Annotated in this window: 8 protein-coding genes; 7 read left to right on the top strand and 1 reads right to left on the bottom strand. The window is 68.1% G+C overall.

The window, feature by feature from the left end:
• Positions 1-82 precede the first annotated feature (82 nt).
• Positions 83-1,606, top strand: a complete 1,524-nt coding sequence (gene adh / locus AC0IX4_RS05765) for an aldehyde dehydrogenase (RefSeq protein WP_042573990.1) — start codon at positions 83-85, stop codon at positions 1,604-1,606.
• A gap of 32 nt (positions 1,607-1,638) precedes the next feature.
• Positions 1,639-2,133, top strand: coding sequence for a DUF779 domain-containing protein (locus AC0IX4_RS05760; protein ID WP_056073725.1), 495 nt, complete (start codon positions 1,639-1,641; stop codon positions 2,131-2,133).
• A 21-nt stretch (positions 2,134-2,154) separates the two neighbouring features.
• Here AC0IX4_RS05760 and AC0IX4_RS05755 read toward each other — a convergent pair whose 3' ends face one another.
• Positions 2,155-3,018 carry a type IV toxin-antitoxin system AbiEi family antitoxin domain-containing protein gene (locus AC0IX4_RS05755; RefSeq protein ID WP_471828379.1) on the bottom strand — a complete coding sequence of 288 codons (864 nt, stop codon included), beginning with the start codon at positions 3,016-3,018 and terminating at the stop codon, positions 2,155-2,157.
• A gap of 166 nt (positions 3,019-3,184) precedes the next feature.
• Here AC0IX4_RS05755 and eat point away from each other — a divergent pair, with 166 nt between their 5' ends.
• From eat to AC0IX4_RS05730, 5 genes are all read left to right on the top strand, one after another.
• Positions 3,185-4,615, top strand: coding sequence for an ethanolamine permease (gene eat / locus AC0IX4_RS05750; protein ID WP_056073721.1), 1,431 nt, complete (start codon positions 3,185-3,187; stop codon positions 4,613-4,615).
• On the top strand, positions 4,612-6,024 hold the full coding sequence (locus AC0IX4_RS05745; RefSeq protein ID WP_471828378.1) for an ethanolamine ammonia-lyase subunit EutB: 1,413 nt from the start codon (positions 4,612-4,614) through the stop codon (positions 6,022-6,024). The genes eat and AC0IX4_RS05745 overlap by 4 nt, the downstream gene beginning before the upstream one ends.
• On the top strand, positions 6,021-6,746 hold the full coding sequence (eutC, locus tag AC0IX4_RS05740) for an ethanolamine ammonia-lyase subunit EutC (protein WP_471828377.1): 726 nt from the start codon (positions 6,021-6,023) through the stop codon (positions 6,744-6,746). Before AC0IX4_RS05745 ends, eutC begins: the two co-directional genes overlap by 4 nt.
• 14 nt (positions 6,747-6,760) lie before the next feature.
• A complete protein-coding gene (locus AC0IX4_RS05735; RefSeq protein WP_471828376.1) occupies positions 6,761-8,251 on the top strand; it encodes an amidohydrolase in 1,491 nt (496 codons plus the stop codon).
• A 546-nt stretch (positions 8,252-8,797) separates the two neighbouring features.
• Positions 8,798-17,491 carry an amino acid adenylation domain-containing protein gene (locus tag AC0IX4_RS05730; protein ID WP_471828375.1) on the top strand — a complete coding sequence of 2,898 codons (8,694 nt, stop codon included), beginning with the start codon at positions 8,798-8,800 and terminating at the stop codon, positions 17,489-17,491.
• Positions 17,492-17,672 lie beyond the last annotated feature (181 nt).

Genomic DNA, 17,672 nt, shown 5'->3' with positions numbered 1-17,672 from the left:
GTTGCAACTGTCCGCGTTCTAGTGTTCCGCATCACAGCCCCCGATCACTCGGGGGCGTATCACCGATGAAGGAGCACGTTCGATGACTGTCTACGCTCGCCCGGGTACACCCGATGCCGCCATGTCATTCGAGAGCCGCTACGACAACTGGATCGGCAACGAGTGGGTCGCGCCGGTCAAGGGTCAGTACTTCGAGAACCCGACTCCCGTCACGGGCCAGAACTTCTGCGAGATCGCCCGGTCCACGGCCGAGGACATCGACCTCGCTCTGGACGCCGCCCACAAGGCAGCGCCGGCATGGGGCAAGACCTCGCCCGCCGAGCGCGCTGTCATCCTGAACAAGATCGCCGACCGCATCGCGGAGAACCTCGACTCCATCGCGCTCGCCGAGGCCTGGGACAACGGCAAGCCGATCCGCGAGACGCTGAACGCCGACATCCCGCTCGCGATCGACCACTTCCGCTACTTCGCCGGATGCATTCGCGCGCAGGAGGGTTCGCTGTCCGAGATCGACAGTGACACCGTGGCGTACCATTTCCACGAGCCCCTCGGCGTCGTCGGCCAGATCATCCCCTGGAACTTCCCGATTCTCATGGCCGTGTGGAAGCTCGCGCCCGCACTCGCCGCCGGCAATGCCGTCGTCCTCAAGCCGGCCGAGCAGACTCCCGCGTCGATCATGTACCTGATCAGCGTCATCGGTGACCTGCTGCCTCCGGGCGTGCTCAACATCGTCAACGGCTTCGGCACCGAGGCCGGCAAGCCGCTCGCGTCGAGCCCCCGCATCAAGAAGATCGCGTTCACCGGTGAGACCACCACCGGGCGCCTGATCATGCAGTACGCCTCGCAGAACCTCATTCCGGTGACGCTCGAGCTCGGCGGCAAGAGCCCCAACATCTTCTTCTCCGACGTGCTGTCCCAGAACGACGACTACCAGGACAAGGCACTCGAGGGCTTCACGATGTTCGCCCTCAACCAGGGCGAGGTCTGCACCTGCCCGTCGCGTTCGCTGATCCAGGAGGACATCTACGACGACTTCCTCGCACTGGCCGCGATCCGCACGAAGGCTGTGCGCCAGGGTGATCCGCTGGACACCGAGACGATGATCGGCGCCCAGGCCTCGAACGACCAGCTCGAGAAGATCCTGTCGTACATCGAGATCGGCAAGGGTGAGGGCGCCAAGATCGTCACCGGCGGTGAGCGCGCAGAACTCGGCGGTGACCTCAACGGTGGCTACTACGTGCAGCCCACCATCTTCACCGGCAAGAACAACATGCGCATCTTCCAGGAGGAGATCTTCGGACCCGTCGTCTCGGTCACCTCCTTCACCGACTACGCCAACGCCATCGAGATCGCCAACGACACGCTCTACGGCCTCGGCGCCGGTGTCTGGTCCCGCGACGGCGGCGTCGCCTACCGGGCCGGCCGCGACATCCAGGCCGGTCGCGTGTGGACCAACACGTACCACCAGTACCCGGCCCACGCGGCCTTCGGCGGCTACAAGCAGTCGGGCATCGGCCGTGAAAACCACAAGATGATGCTCGACCACTACCAGCAGACCAAGAACCTGCTGGTGAGCTACGCCCCGAAGGCTCAGGGCTTCTTCTGATGCTCCCGAGACTCAAAGCAACCGCCGGGGCGATGGAGCTTCTCCGTCGCCTCGGTGGTCTTCACGGCGCGCTGATGATGCATCAGAGCGGTGGATGCTGTGACGGGTCGTCGCCGATGTGTTATCCCGCAGGCGAATTCATCGTCGGGGACCGCGACGTCCTGCTCGGCATCCTCGATCTGCGGGCGGAGGTCGGCACCGTGGCCGACGACCTCCCGACCGGCAGCGACCTGGTTCCCGTGTGGATCTCGGGGTCGCAGTTCCAGGCATGGAAGCACACCCAGATGGTGCTCGACGTGGTGCCGGGCCGTGGTAGCGGCTTCTCCCTCGAGACGCCGGAGGGGCTGCGGTTCCTCAGTCGTGGCCGCGCCTACACCCCCGAGGAGAACGCGGAACTCGAGGCTCAGGAACCCCTCACCGGTGCGCAGTGGGAGGAGGGCGCTCGCCCGCCCGTCCCCACCGAGTCCATCGTCGTCGCCGAGGCAGCGGACGCCTGCCCGGTGCCGGGGATGGCGATACAGGGTTGAGTCGGGTGCGCTGAGCCGCGGTTACCGCGGTTCAGCGCACCGTCCGAGCGTCGCTCGGACTTCGGCGATCACCTCGTCGGGTCTCTGTGTGAGGTCGCGCCAGGTGTATCGCAGCACCGTCCACTCCTGAACGACGACGTTCTGCCGAGTTCGGTCTCGGTGAAAGGCGGTGGGGTCCGAATGGAAGGCCCAGCCGTCGATCTCGATGCAGACGCGTTCGTCGAGGAACACGAAGTCCAGCACGTAGCCGCGCCACGGAAAGTTGACCAGGAACCCCGTGATGCGGCCGTCGCGCATCACGGCGACGAAGAGGCGCTCGGCTTCCGACCGGGTTCCTCCCTCCGCTGCCACGAGAAGCTTCTCGGCCGCGGGGGCGCCACGTCGCCGAGGGTTCCGATCGTGTGCGCGCCGGAGCACGGACGGCGACATCCGCCCACGCAGGGCGACGTCGACGATGCCCATCCCCATCTCCTCGGACGCTTCGAGAACCGTGAGACCCGTCGCTGTGACCCGGATTCCGCGGATCGCCACCACATCGGCGGGGTCGAGGTTCCGGCGCCGCACCCGAACACCCGACGGTGCCCTACTCCGTCCTCCGCGCGGGACCGTGACATCGACGATGCGTGGTGCAACCGAAACGAGTCCGTGCCAGTACGCGGCACTGACCGATGTCACCACGGCCCCGTCGCCGGCCCAGTACGCGGCGCACCGCACACGGGCGGCATCCGTCCACGGTCTGTCACAGGCGACGTAGACGCCTCGCGTGACGCGACGCCATCTGCCGGCTCGGACGCGTCGATCGATCGCGTCCTGGCTCACCCCGGCGTCGTGAGCTTGCTTCGCGGTGATGACACCGTCGTGGAGCGCGAGAAGTCGATCGATCACAGGCGTTGGACGGATGCGTCGGCACTCCTGGTTCCGCCGGGTGCGCGCAGCCGCGGTTCCCGCGGGTCAGCGCACCGTCCAGTGGAAAAACAATCGCAACGTCCCCGCAACACGGCAGTCCTAGCCTCACCTCACCACCCGCCCACACTCCGAAAGAGGCTCACCCATGGCCGTGAAGGAACCGCGCCCCGTAGCGTCCGATTCTCAGGCAGAATCGTCCGACTACCTGGCCAAGCGCACGCTCAAGACCGGCAGTGCGGGGTGGGTGCTGCTGGCAGGGTTGGGCGTCAGCTACGTCATCTCGGGTGACTATTCGGGGTGGAACTTCGGGCTCGAGCAGGGTGGTTTCGGTGGTCTGCTGATCGCGGGCATCCTGATCGCCGGCATGTACCTGGCGATGGTGCTGGGCATGGCGGAGATGTCGTCGGCGCTCCCGGCCGCGGGCGGCGGGTACACGTTCGCCCGGCGCGCGCTCGGACCGTGGGGTGGGTTCGCTACCGGCACAGCCATTCTCATCGAGTACGCGATCGCCCCCGCGGCCATCGCAACGTTCATCGGTGCGTACGTCGAGTCGCTCGGCTTGTTCGGGATCACCGACGGGTGGTGGGTGTACCTCGCCGTCTACGCCATCTTCATCGGCGTGCACCTCGCCGGTGTGGGCGAGGCGCTGAAGGTCATGTTCGTCATCACCGGCATCGCCCTCGTCGGCCTCGTCATCTTCGCCGTCGCCGCGGTCTTCCAGTTCGACGCCTCGAACCTCACCGACATCGCCCCGACGGACGCCGCGGGCGCGTCGAGCTTCCTGCCGATGGGCTACCTGGGAATCTGGGCCGCCGTACCGTTCGCCATCTGGTTCTTCCTCGCCATCGAGGGCGTGCCGCTCGCTGCCGAGGAAGCGAAGGATCCGGCGCGCAACGTGCCGCGCGGCATCATCGCGGCGATGGCAGTTCTGCTGGTCACCGCGACCGCGATGCTGATCCTCGTGACGGGCGCCGGCGGTGCCGACGCGATGCAGGCGTCGGGCAACCCGTTGGTGGAGGCGCTGGGGGACAGCGGCGCCGCGACGGTGGTCAACTACATCGGTCTCGCCGGTCTGATCGCCAGCTTCTTCTCCATCATGTACGCCTACTCCCGGCAGCTGTTCGCGCTGAGCCGCGCCGGCTACCTGCCGAAGTCGATGTCGGTGGTCAACAGCCGGAAGGCGCCGACGCTGGCGCTGATCGTGCCCGGCATCATCGGCTTCGCCCTGACGTTCACCGGCAAGGGCTCGATGTTGTTGAACATGGCCGTCTTCGGGGCAGCGCTGAGCTACGTTCTGATGATGGTGAGCCACATCGTGCTCCGTCGCCGCGAGCCCGACATGCCGCGCCCGTACCGCACCCCGGGCGGCACGGTCACGACCGGATTCGCGCTCGTCATCGCCGCCTTCGCCGTGATCGCGACGTTCCTCGTGGACAGTCAGGCGGCGCTGTGGTGCCTGGTCGTGTTCGCGCTCTTCATGGTCTACTTCGGCGTCTACAGCCGCCACCACTTGGTGGCCAACTCTCCGGACGAGGAGTTCGCGGCGCTCGCCGCCGCCGAGGACGAACTCGGGTGAGCACCTACCACCAGCAGATCTCGGGAACCACGTACACCTTTCACGGACTCGTCGAGGTGATGGCGAAGGCCACCCCGGCGCGATCGGGCGATCAACTCGCAGGCTGCGCGGCGGAGTCGGACGCCGAACGTGCCGCCGCCGCGTGGGTTCTGGCGGATCTGCCGCTCCAGACGTTCCTGGACGAGCAGGTGGTGCCGTACGAGAGCGACGAGGTCACCCGTCTCATCATCGACAGCCATGACGCGCAGGCGTTCGACGCGGTCTCGCATCTGACGGTGGGTGGCCTGCGCGACTGGTTGCTCACGGTCGCAGCGGAACCCGACCGTGCCCGCAGGTTGCGGGACGTCGCGCCCGGCCTCACCCCGGAGATGGTGGCCGCGACGAGCAAGATCATGCGTAACCAGGATCTGATCGCGGTGGCGAAGGCGGCGACGGTCATCTCGGCGTTCCGCACGACCATCGGCCTGCCCGGCACGATGGCGACGAGGCTGCAGCCCAACCACCCGACGGACGACCCGCACGGTATCGCTGCAGCCACTCTGGACGGTCTGCTGATGGGATCGGGCGACGCCGTCATCGGCATCAACCCGGCGACCGACTCACCCGCTGCGACAGCCGATCTGCTGTACCTGCTCGACGAGATCCGGCAGCGTTTCGAGATCCCGGTGCAGTCGTGTGTGCTGTCCCACGTCACCACCACCGTGGATCTCATCGGCAAGGGCGTTCCGGTGGATCTCGTGTTCCAGTCCATCGCGGGAACCGAGGGTGCCAACTCCAGTTTCGGGGTGACGGTGCCGATGCTCCTCGAGGCCAACGAGGCGGGAAGGTCGTTGCACCGCGGCACCGTCGGAAACAACGTCATGTACCTGGAGACGGGGCAGGGTTCGGCGCTGTCCGCCAACTCGCACTTCGGTGCCGGCGGCAAGCCCGTCGATCAACAGACCCTCGAGACCCGCGCGTACGGGTTGGCCCGCGCGCTCGATCCGCTGTTGGTCAACACGGTGGTGGGCTTCATCGGACCCGAGTACCTCTACGACGGCAAGCAGATCATCCGCGCCGGCCTCGAGGACCACTTCTGCGGCAAGATCCTGGGCCTGCCGATGGGTGTCGACGTCTGTTACACCAACCATGCCGAAGCAGATCAGGACGACATGGACACGCTGTTGACGCTGCTCGGTGCCGCGGGCGCCGCCTTCGTCATCGCCGTGCCCGGTGCCGACGACATCATGCTCTGGTACCAGAGCCTGTCCTTCCACGACGCCCTCTATGTTCGACAAGTGTTGGGCCTCAAGCCCGCTCCCGAGTTCGAGGCGTGGATGCACCGGCTGGGAATGACCGACGACGCGGGACGGGTGCTGCCCATCGACGCATCCACCTCACCCCTTCGAGCATTGACGACGCCGGCATGAGCACCCCGGACTTCTGGACCGACCTCCGCGTGACGACGCAGGCGCGCATCGGTCTCGGTCGGGCGGGGGATGCGTTGCCGACGACGCGGGTGCTCGAGTTCCGTGCCGCCCACGCCGCGGCAAGGGACGCGGTCCACATGCCGCTCGACACCGACAGCTTCGCTCGGGAGATCGCCGCGGTCGGACTCGGGGATCCGGTGGTGGTGTCCAGCAAGGCGTCCACCCGCGGCGAGTACCTGCGCCGCCCCGATCTGGGGCGGCAACCCGAGGACCTGTCCGGAATAGACACGGTCGACGCGGATATCGGAATCGTGTTGTGCGACGGGCTCTCCCCGCGTGCACTGATGGATCACGGCGCAGGGTTGCTCGCTGCGCTGAAGGACTCGCTGGGCACGTTCACGATCGCACCTCCGGTGATCGCCACCCAGGCGCGGGTCGCGCTGGGAGACCATGTTGGAGCAGCACTGGGCGTGTCGACGCTCATCGTCGTCATCGGTGAACGGCCGGGACTCTCGGTCGCGGACAGCCTCGGCATCTACCTGACGCACGGTCCGAAGCCCGGGCGCAACGACTCCGAGCGCAACTGCATCTCGAACATCCACCCACCCGGCGGCATGCACTACGACCATGCCGCGAGGGTGACGGCGTCGCTGGTGGCGGGAGCACGCACGCTCGGACGGTCGGGTGTCGATCTGAAGGATTCGTCTCGCGAACTGACCTGACTAGAGTTCCGGGCGTGCTTGTTCAGCGTGTGCGGGTCGATCCCGCGCGGGACGCCCTGTCGGACGTCCGTATCACCGGTGACACGGTCACCGAGATCTCCCGACCCGGCGAACGACTGCCGTCGATCACGGGGGAGGAGGTGGTCGACGGTCGCGGTGGTGTGCTTCTGCCGGGCTTCGTCGACGGGCACGTGCACATGGCGCAGTGGGCTCTCGCGCGGCGCCGTCTCGACGTCGGCGCGGCCACCGGGGCGCGTCACCTCGTGGACCTGCTGGTGGCGTCGGGTGCCACGGGAGATGTTCGTGCGCAGGGGTTCCGGGGCGCACTGTGGGCGGACGCGCCGCACAAGGATCTGCTGGAGTCGGCGCTGCCCGGTGTTTCGGTCGCGGTGACCAGCATGGACCTGCACACGGTGTGGTTGTCCCCCGCGATGATGTCCGAGCTCGGTGTCGACCACCCGACCGGAGTATTCCGCGACCACGAGGCCATCGCGATGGGGAGTGCTATCGACGCTCGGGTCGGGAGCGACGTGCTCGACGGCTACATCTGCGACGGGACCGTGGATCTGGCGGCGCGGGGTGTGACCGAAGTGCTCGACTTCGAGTTCGACGACAACATCACGGCGTGGACGCGACGGTTCGCGGCCCGTGAGCCCGCGGTGCGGGTCAGTGCGTCGACATGGCCCACGTGGCTCGAGCAGACGCTCGCGGCGGGACATCGCACGGGTGACGTCGCACCGGACACCGGCGGTGGGCTGCGGATGGGGCCGCTCAAGATCATGGCGGACGGATCGCTGAACACCAGGACCGCCTGCTGTCACGACGCCTACCCCGACTCGGTCGACGAGGAGGAATCGCACGGTCTGCTGCTGGTCGATCACGAGGAGCTGGTTCGGTTGATGACCCGCGCCGCCGCCGGCCACATCGCGTCGGCGGTCCACGCGATCGGGGATCGCGCGAACACTGTCGTTCTCGATGCGTTCGAGACGGTGCGGGACTCCGCGGCGGCGGGGCTCCATCCCCCGGTCGGTGGACGCGTGGAGCACGCCCAGCAGGTGCGTCCGGAGGATCTCGACAGGTTCGCCGAACTCGGTGTCGTCGCGTCGGTCCAGCCGCAGCACGCGGTCACCGACCGCGACGTCGCCGACACGTTGTGGCGTGGCCGACGCTCACGGGCCTATCCCTACGGTTCGCTGCACTCGCACGGCGCGAGACTGCAGTTCGGGTCCGACGCGCCGGTGTCGCCGCCCGACCCGCGCTCGGCGATCGCCGACGCCGTCTTCCGCACCGACGACGGGCGGCCGTCCTGGACACCGGCGGAAGCAGTACCGATGGACGTCGCGCTGGCGGCGGCGTCGGGTGGCCGGTCGGGTGTGTCGATCGGTTCACCGGCCGACCTGGTGGTGCTCGCCGAGTCGCCGTACGTGGTGTCCAATGCGGACCTGCGCGCCGTCCCCGTCGTCCTCACCGTCAGCGGCGGGCGCGTCACGCACCGGGGACACTGACCTTCGCGCGACGGCGCGGTGTCCCTACCCGGCGGTAGTGTCGAAGCGTGGTCACGGTCCAGGAGAACTTCCCGTTCGCAGGAGCGCGAATGCTGCGCACGCGAGGTCGTGGAAACGCCGCAGAAGCGGGTAGACGGACCGTTCCGAGCGTTGTTTTCCAGCGGTTCACCCCCTCTGACATGCGGTCCGAGCTTCGGTGCCGCGACACGAATTCGGATGCACCCGTCTGCGTCAACTAGCATGGAAGGCTGCCTGACAAACGAAGGGATCACTATCAACCTCGCCGGATCATCGTCACTACTCACAGGTGTGGCGCATGGGTACTGCATGTCCCTGTCCCGCGACGACGCGCTCTTCGGCGCCGGCGTCACGAGTGGATACCGGAGTGCAGACGCGGGGTGCAGCGACAGAATCAACGGCAGCAGTACCGAGTGTTCGGGGCGAAACGGGGGAATCGCACCGAACGGATCGTCGACGACGGTCGGCTCGGACAGCTGGGACCACGCGATCGTTCGCGGTGTCACGAGAGAACACGGGGAGTAGAACGTGGACGACGATTCGCGCTCGGGCGGCGACGATGCACGCCCGGACAGTGCCGAGGGCACCGAACCCGGACAGGTCGAGTCGACGCTTCCGGAGGGGGCTTTCCCTCTCTCCGGTGCCCAACGAGGAATCTGGTTCGCGCAGCAGTTGGCGGGCGACGTCCCCATCGCGATCGCGCACTACGTCGAGCTGAACGGTGAGCTCGACCTCCAGCTGTTGAACGACGCGCTCGATCGCGCCGGTCGGGAGTTCGGATCGGGCTACCTCCGTCTGACCGAGGTCGACGGCGAGCCGTTCCAGTACGTCGACCTGAGCATCGACGACCACGTCTCCTACCTCGATCTGCGGTCGGAGGACGACCCCGAGGCCGCGGCCATGGCCTGGATGACGCGCGAGTACAGCGCGCCCGTGGACATGCTGGTGGATCGACTCGTCGTCTCGCACGTCCTGCAGCTGTCCGACAAGCGCTGGTTCTGGTACTCCCGCATCCACCACGTCGCTCTCGACGGGTTCGGCGCGATGACGATGATCCAGCGCACGGCCGCGCTCTACTCGGCCGCTGTCGACGGCGTGGAGGTCGAACCGTCGAAGGCGGTCGATCTGCACAACCTGTACGAGGACGATGCGAAGTACCGCTCCTCCGAGCGCTTCGAGAAGGACGGCGCCTACTGGGCGGAGAAGGTCCGCAGCCTGCCCGACCCGCCGTCGCTCTCGCCGATCACGGCGCCGCCCACCTCGCCCGCCCTGATCGCCGGCGGATACGTGTCGGAGGACCTCGCCGAGCGGCTGGACGCCCGCGTGACCGAGCTCGGCACCGCGTCGGCACCCTTCGTCGTGGCCGCGTTCGCCGCCTTCGTCGCCCGGATGACCGGCACCGAGGACGCCGTGCTGAGCCTGCCCGTCTCCGCGCGCACCACCGCCGTGATGCGGCGCTCCGGCGGCATGGTGTCCAACGTCGTCCCGCTGCGTATCGCGCTGCCTCCCAGTTGCACGGTCGCCGAGTCCGCGTCGCGTGCCCAGCTCGAGCTGACCGGGGCGTTGCGCCGTCAGCGGTATCGGCACGAGGACATCCGCCGCGACAGCGGTGAATCCGTCACCCAGCGTGGACTGTTCGGCCCGTCCATCAACATCATGTTGTTCCACGACGATCTGCGCCTCGGCGACATGCACGGGTCGTACAACGTTCTGACCACCGGTCCCGTCGAGGACCTCGCGCTCAACATCTACCCGGGTGCCGACGGCCGCGAACTGCGTATCGACTTCGAGGCCAACCCGTTGCGTTACACACAGGAGCGGCTGAACGCGCACCGCGCACGGTTCGTCACCTTCCTCGATGCGCTGATCGAGGCGTCCCCGGATGCGCCGATCGGATCGCTCGATCTGCTCACCGAGGACGAGCGTGAACGCATCGTCCCGGCGCTGGGAGCCGAGAGCTTCCCGCAGATCACCTTCGCCGAGATCATCGCGCGCGCAGTCGATTCCGCACCCGACCGTGTCGCCGTCACGTGCGGCTCGGAGTCGGTCACGTACGCCGAACTGGACGCTCGCTCGAACCGTTTCGCCAGGTTGCTCACCTCGCGCGGAGTGGGCCCGGAAAGTGTCGTCGCGGTGGCACTCGGCCGTTCGGTCGAGATGATCCACGCGACGTGGTCGATCGTCGCCTCCGGTGGCGCGTTCCTCCCGATCGATCCCGCGTATCCGCTCGACCGCATCGTGCACATGCTGGGCGACTCGGGAGCCCGCGTCGGTGTGACGACGCGTCGGCACGTGGACTCGCTCCCCGACACCGTCGAATGGCTGGTCATCGACGATCCGGAGCTGTGCGGAGATCTCGAGGTCTGCTCTCCGGCGCGGATCACCGATGCCGACCGCTCCACCCCGATCCGCCCCTTCACCGCTGCCTGGATGATCTACACGTCGGGCTCGACGGGACTGCCCAAGGGCGTGGTCGTCGGCCACGACGGACTCTCCAACATCATCGGCGAGATGACGGTGTCCTACGGGGTCTCGTCCGACTCGGTGATCCTCGGCGTGGCATCACCGAGCTTCGACGCGTCCATCTTCGAGCAGCTCATGGCGCTCTCCGCGGGCACCACGCTGGCACTGGCTCCGTCCGGCGTGTTCGGCGGCGAGGAACTCGCGGACTACATCCGTGAGAAGAACGTCACGCACGTGGTCATCACGCCCGCCGCGTTGGGGTCGTTGGACCCGGACGGTCTCGAGCAGATCGAGAGCATCATCAGCGCCGGCGAGGCGCTGCCGTCGGAGGTCGCCGCCCGCTGGACACCGCGCACCGCACTCCGGAATGCATACGGCCCCACCGAGACCACGATGATCGGGTCGATCTCCGCCCCTCTCGAACCCGGTGCCCCCGTCACCATCGGATCACCCATCCGTGGCACCCGGCAGGTCGTGCTGGACAACAGGCTCCGTCCCGTCCCGATCGGCGTCGTGGGTGAGCTCTACCTCGCGGGCGTCGACCTGGCCCGTGGGTACGCCAACCGCGTCGGTCTCACGTCGACACGGTTCGTGGCCGGCCCGTGGGCGGAGCCGGGCGGCCGCATGTACCGCACCGGTGACCTGGTGCGGTGGACCGACGACGGCGACATCGTCTACGTGGGACGCGCCGATTCGCAGGTCAAGATCCGCGGCTTCCGCATCGAGCTCGGTGAGATCGACGCGGTGCTGGCGACCCATCCGAGCGTCCGGACGTCCGTCACCGTCGCGCACCGTCAGGCCTCGGGTGCCACCGTCCTTGCCGCGTACGTGGTGTTGCGGCCCGGGGTCTCGCTGGATCACACCGAGCTGCTGCGCCATGCATCGCACCAACTTCCGTCCCACATGATCCCGTCTGCGGTCGTCGTGCTCGACCAGCTGCCGGTCACGGTCAACGGCAAGATCGACCACCGCCGTCTGCCGGAACCGGTCCTCGCCACCCGCGAGTTCCGTGCTCCGACAACCGTTGTCGAGGAGATCGTCGCCTCCGTCTTCACCCAACTGATGGGTGTGGAGAAGGTCGGTCTGGACGACGACTTCTTCGCGCTCGGCGGCAATTCACTGATCGCGACGCGCGCGGTATCGCGGCTCGGCGCGGCGCTGGGAACCCAGGTCTCGGTCCGCACACTGTTCGAGGCTCCCACCGTGGAGTCGCTCGCGTCCCGTCTGCAGCAGGGCGGGCACGGAGTGTCGCGGGCGCCGTTGGTGCGCCGAGAACGCACCGGCCCCGTCCCGCTGTCGCTCGCGCAGCGCCGCATGTGGTTCCTCAACCAGTTCGATCCGTCGTCGGTGGCCTACAACATCCCGCTGGCGCTGCGACTCGAGGGAGACCTCGACATCGCCGCCCTGCAGGTCGCGATCATGGACGTCGTCGACCGTCACGAGGCGCTGCGCACGTCGTACCCCGACACGCAGGACGGCCCGGTGCAGGTGGTCCACGATCCGGAAGCAGTCGTTCCCGATCTGACTCCCGTGCCCGTCACCGCGGAGGACCTGCCCACGGCACTGTTGTCCTTCGCGATGACGACGTTCCAGGTGACCGAGCACGTTCCGTTGGTGGGCAGGCTCTTCCAGATCGACGAGACCCATCACGTGCTGGCCATCGTCGTGCATCACATCTCGTCCGACGGTGCCTCGCTCACGCCACTGGCCCGCGACCTCATGGCCGCCTACAGCGCCCGCATCGCCTTCTACGCGCCCACCTGGACGCCACTTCCGGTGCAGTACACCGACTACACGCTGTGGCAGCGCGAGGTGCTCGGCTCCGAGGACGACCCCACGTCGTTGATCGCCCAACAGGAGCGGTACTGGGTCGAGACGCTGCGCGATGCACCGGATCTGCTCCCGCTGCCGCTCGACAGGGCGCGCCCGACGCGGTCGTCGCTGAGCGGTGGACTGCACTCGTTCGACATCGACCCCGAGCTGCACCGCGCGATGATCGAGCTGGCCTCCCGGAACCGCACGACGCTCTTCATGGTGGTCCACGCGGCGCTCGCCGTGACGTTGGCGAAGATCAGCTCGACCGACGACATCGTCATCGGAACGCCCGTCGCCGGTCGTGGCGACGCCGCGATCGACGACCTGGTCGGCATGTTCGTCAACACGCTGGCGCTGCGGACGACGGTGCCCGGACGCCAACCGTTCGACGCGCTGCTCGAGCACGTCCGCGAACGGGATCTGCAGGCGTTCGCCAACAGCGACGTCCCGTTCGAGCGGCTCGTCGAGGTGCTGTCCCCGGCGCGCTCGGAGTCCCGCCATCCCATCTTCCAGGTCATGCTGGCCTTCGAGAACCTGGGCCGGTCGACGGTGGAACTCACCGGATTGCGGCTCTCCACAGTCGATCTCGACCTCCATGTGGTCAAGTTCGACCTGCAGCTGACGATGACCGACCGGATGGACGACGCCGGCCGCCCCGCGGGCATGCCGGCCACGTTCTCCTACGCCTCCACACTGTTCGACGCGTCCACCATCGAGGCGATCGCGCGTCGGTTCGAGCGCGTGCTCCGCACCATCGTCGCCGAACCGTCCACCCGCGTGGGCGACATCGACGTGCTGGACGACAGTGACCGCATCGTGGCCGAGCAGTCGGTGCAGCGTGTCGCGCAAGGTGTGTCCGTCGGCGACGACACCATCGTCTCGCGCGTGCTGGACCACGCCGCGTCGTCACCCGATGCGTGCGCGGTGCGCTTCGGCACGTCGTCGATCACGTACGGCGACATGGACATCCGCTCCGCTGCGGCTGCGGCTCGACTCCACGAGCTGGGTGTCGGCGTCGGTGATCGCGTGGCCGTCGTCGCGGATCGTTCCGTCGATCTGGTGGTCGTGCTGTTCTCGATCATGCGCGCCGGCGCCACCTACGTGCCCATCGATCCCGAGTACCCCGGTGACCGCGTCGACTACGTCGTCGCGGACTCGGGTGCGCGGTTCGCTGTGGTGTCCTCGCGCCTCGAGGAGCGGGTCCGCCGTGACGGTCTCACCGTCATCGTCGACACCGATCTCGCGGCGCCCCCTGCCGAGGGTGTCGTCCTCGATCCCGCTGCGCTGCTCCCGTTCTCGCAGCCCGGCGATGTCGCGTACATCATCTACACCTCGGGATCGACGGGTAACCCCAAGGGCGTCGCGGTGCCGCACACCAACGTCGTCACGCTGCTGAGCAACACCCAGCAGTACTTCGAGTTCGGTCCCGACGACGTGTGGACGATGTTCCACTCGTACGCCTTCGACTTCTCCGTGTGGGAACTCTGGGGCGCCCTCACCACGGGCGGCAGCGTGGTCGTCGTCGATCACTGGACGGCTCGCTCGCCCGGCGACTTCCTCGACATGCTCGCCGAGCGCGGCGTGACGGTGCTGAACCAGACTCCGTCCGCGTTCTACCAACTGGCCGAGGCGGAACGTGACCGCGCCGGCACGGCCCTGTCGCTGCGTCACGTCGTGTTCGGCGGCGAAGCGCTCGACCTCTCGCAGCTGCAACGGTGGTACGCACGGCATTCCGACGACAGTCCGCGTCTGGTGAACATGTACGGCATCACCGAGACCACGGTGCACGTGACCTACCAGGCGCTGACCGCGGCCTTCGCCGCGTCCGCCCAGGGCAGTGTCATCGGTACCCCCGTGCCCGGCCTCGGCGGCGTCGTCCTGGACAGCTCGCTGCGGCCCGTCCCGGTCGGTGTTCCGGGTGAGCTGTACGTCATGGGTGACCAGTTGGCCCAGGGATACGTAGGACGTCCGGACCTGAACGCCACCCGCTTCGTGGCCAATCCGTACCTCGGTGGGCAGCGCATGTACCGCTCCGGCGACGTCGTGCGCTGGAACCGCGACGGCGCGTTGGAATACCTCGCACGCGCCGACGCGCAGGTGCAGATCCGTGGGTTCCGCGTGGAACTCGGCGAGATCGAGACCGTCGTCGCCTCGGCGCCGGGCATCGCCGGTGCGGCCGCATCCGTGGTCCGCCGTCCCGCCGGTGACGTCCTCGTGGCCTTCGTCGTCCCCGAGTCGGGGTCGTCCGTCGACGCCGGTGAGATCACGTCCCACGTAGGAAACATGTTGCCGGCCTACATGGTCCCGGCTCGCATCGTCGAGCTCGACCGTCTGCCCCTGACCGTGAACGGCAAGCTCGACCGCAAGGCTCTGCCCGAGGTGTCCGACGACTCGGACCGTGAGTACCGCGCGCCGTCGACGAGAGTCGAGAAGGCCATCGCGGGAGTCTTCGAGGACATCCTCGACGTGACCCCGGTGGGGCTCGACGACGACTTCTTCGCCCTCGGCGGCAACTCGCTGATCGCCACCCAGGTGGCGTCTCGCATCGGCACCGAGCTGGGCGTCCACGTCCCGGTCCGTGCGGTCTTCGACGCCACCACCGTGCATCGCCTCGCCGCCGTGGTTGCCGACCTCGGCGCATCCGACCGCCCGGCGCTCGTGCCGATGCCGCGTCCCGACGAAATTCCTCTGGCGCTTGCGCAACAGCGGATGTGGCTGAGCAACCGGCTGGACCCCGCGTCGCCGATGTACAACCTGCCGTTGGGTATCCGGCTCGAGGGCGACCTCGACGTCGAGGCACTCCGGCAGGCCATCCGTGACCTGGTCACCCGCCACGAGATCCTCAGGACGATCTATCCGCACACCGACGGAGTTCCGCGGCAGGAGATCCTGACCGTCGAGCAGGCCGGGGTGGACCTCGCGGTCGAGTCGGTGCCGTCCGCACAGTGGATGGATCACTTCGTCGCGCTCGCGACGCGGGGATTCGACGTCACCACCTCGGTCCCGCTGCGCGTGGCGCTCCTGCGTGATCCGGCTGCGCCGTCGGAGGCGGTCCTCGCGATCGTCGTCCACCACATCGCCGCCGACGGTGTCTCACGCGTCGCGTTGACCCGTGATCTCGTCAGCGCCTACCTGGCGCGCGCGTCGGACACCGAACCGACCTGGGCGCCGATGCCCGTGCAGTACGCCGACTACGCCCTGTGGCAACGCGACGTCATCGGCTCGCCCCGGGACGCGGACTCGGTGGCCGCCGCGCAGATCGCCTTCTGGAAGCAGGCGCTCGAGGGAGTGCCGGCGGAACTTGATCTGCCCCGCGACCGTGAACGCCCCGCGGCGCCGACCCGTGAGGGAGCATCCGTCCACTTCGCGATCGACGGGTTCGCCGCCGACCGCGTCGAGGCGCTCGCCCGCGATCACAACGCGACTCGGTTCATGGTGGTGCACGCAGCACTGGCCGTTCTGCTCTCGCGCCTGTCCGGAAGCACGGACATCCCGATCGGAACGGCCCTCGCCGGCCGCGGGGAGCCCGCGTTGGACAACCTGGTCGGCATGCTCGTCAACACCGTGGCCCTGCGCGTGCGGATCGACGAGGACCGGACGTTCGCCGACCTGGTCGACGCCGTCCGCCGTGTCGACGTCGACGGATTCGCCAACTCGGAGGTGCCGTTCGAGACCGTCGTCGACGCGGTGGCGCCGCAGCGCACCTCCTCGGTGCCGCCGATATTCCAGACGGCACTGGCGTTCCGCAACATCACGCCCGCCAGGGTCGAGCTCGACCGGATCACCGTCTCCGAACTCGAGAACCCGTTCGAACCGGCCAACTTCGACCTGCTGCTCACCGTCGACGACGACGGGTCGCGCAAGCCGGGCGGCGACATGACGATGATGTTCACCTACTCCACCGAACTGTTCGACGCGTCCACCGTCGAGACGTTCGGAAAGCATCTGGTGTCGCTGTTGCGGGCCGGGGTCACCGAGCCCACGCGTCTCGTCGCGGACCTGCCGATGGCAGAGGTCACGGCCGTGGTCGTGCCCGAGACCGGCCCGTCCGAGACGGCCTCCTTCGACGGACCGTCCTTCGTGTCGTCCTTCGAATCCGCCGTGGAGTCCGATCCCGATGCGCCCGCCGTGGTCGTGGGGGACACCGACGTCACGTACGCAGAACTCGACGCCCGATCGAACCGCACCGCACGATGGTTGTCCGCGAACGGCGTCGGCGCCGGGTCCCGCGTCGTGGTCCGGTCGGCGTCGGCGGACGGCAACCCCGACGTGCTCGCGCTCTGGTGGGGCGTGTTCAAGGCGGGTGCGGCCCTCGACCTCAGCGGGCAGTCCGCCGACGTCGTGCTGCTGGCCGGCGCACCGCAGAACGGACAGGTCGCCCCGCTGGTCCTGTCCGTCGACGACGCGTCCGCCGAGATCGCGGCGCAGAACGCGCGCCCGGTCACCTACGCAGACCGCGTCCGACCGCAGCGCGGAGACGACCCTGCGTTGGTCCTGGCATCGGTCGACGGATCGGCACGCGTCCTCGGCCTCGACGAACTGTCCCGCGTGGTGTCCACCGAGGCCGAGCGTCTCGCCGTGGACTACGAATCACGGTTGTTCGCGACGCCGACGGTGTCCTCGACCTCGCGCGCCCTGCGGGCGCTGGTCGCGGGCATCGCCGGAGCCGCGGTGCTCGCTCCCGACGAGGCGGCACCGTCGCTGACCGACGTCCTCGTCGATCAGTGGGTGACGCACCTGTTCGCGACGCCGCCCGATCTCGAGACCGTGGACGTCGAGTCGTTGGAGGACCTGGCCGTGGTGGTCACCGACCCCGGTGCGGGATCACCGACAGCGGGAGTCGACGGCTCGGAGTTCGCCGACGGAACGGACATCGAGGTCGTCTCGATCTCGTCCACAGGAATGGGTATCCATGGTTCCGGACCTGCTGCGCGGAGCTCGTGACGACACCACCGGCCCGCACCCGGGTCCGCGATACGGCGCAGCGCGCTCTCGTTAAGGTTGATCGGATGGAGCGACGCTCCATGAAGCACGCGTGCACGCGCCCTCGGGGAGTGATGCGGGTACGCAGCGGGATCGTCGGCGGGCAACCGCGGACGAGGCTCGGTATTTACACACGAGGAGT

This window comes from Rhodococcus sp. AC861, from assembly GCF_979256035.1.
This window is presented reverse-complemented; position numbering and strand designations above follow the sequence as displayed.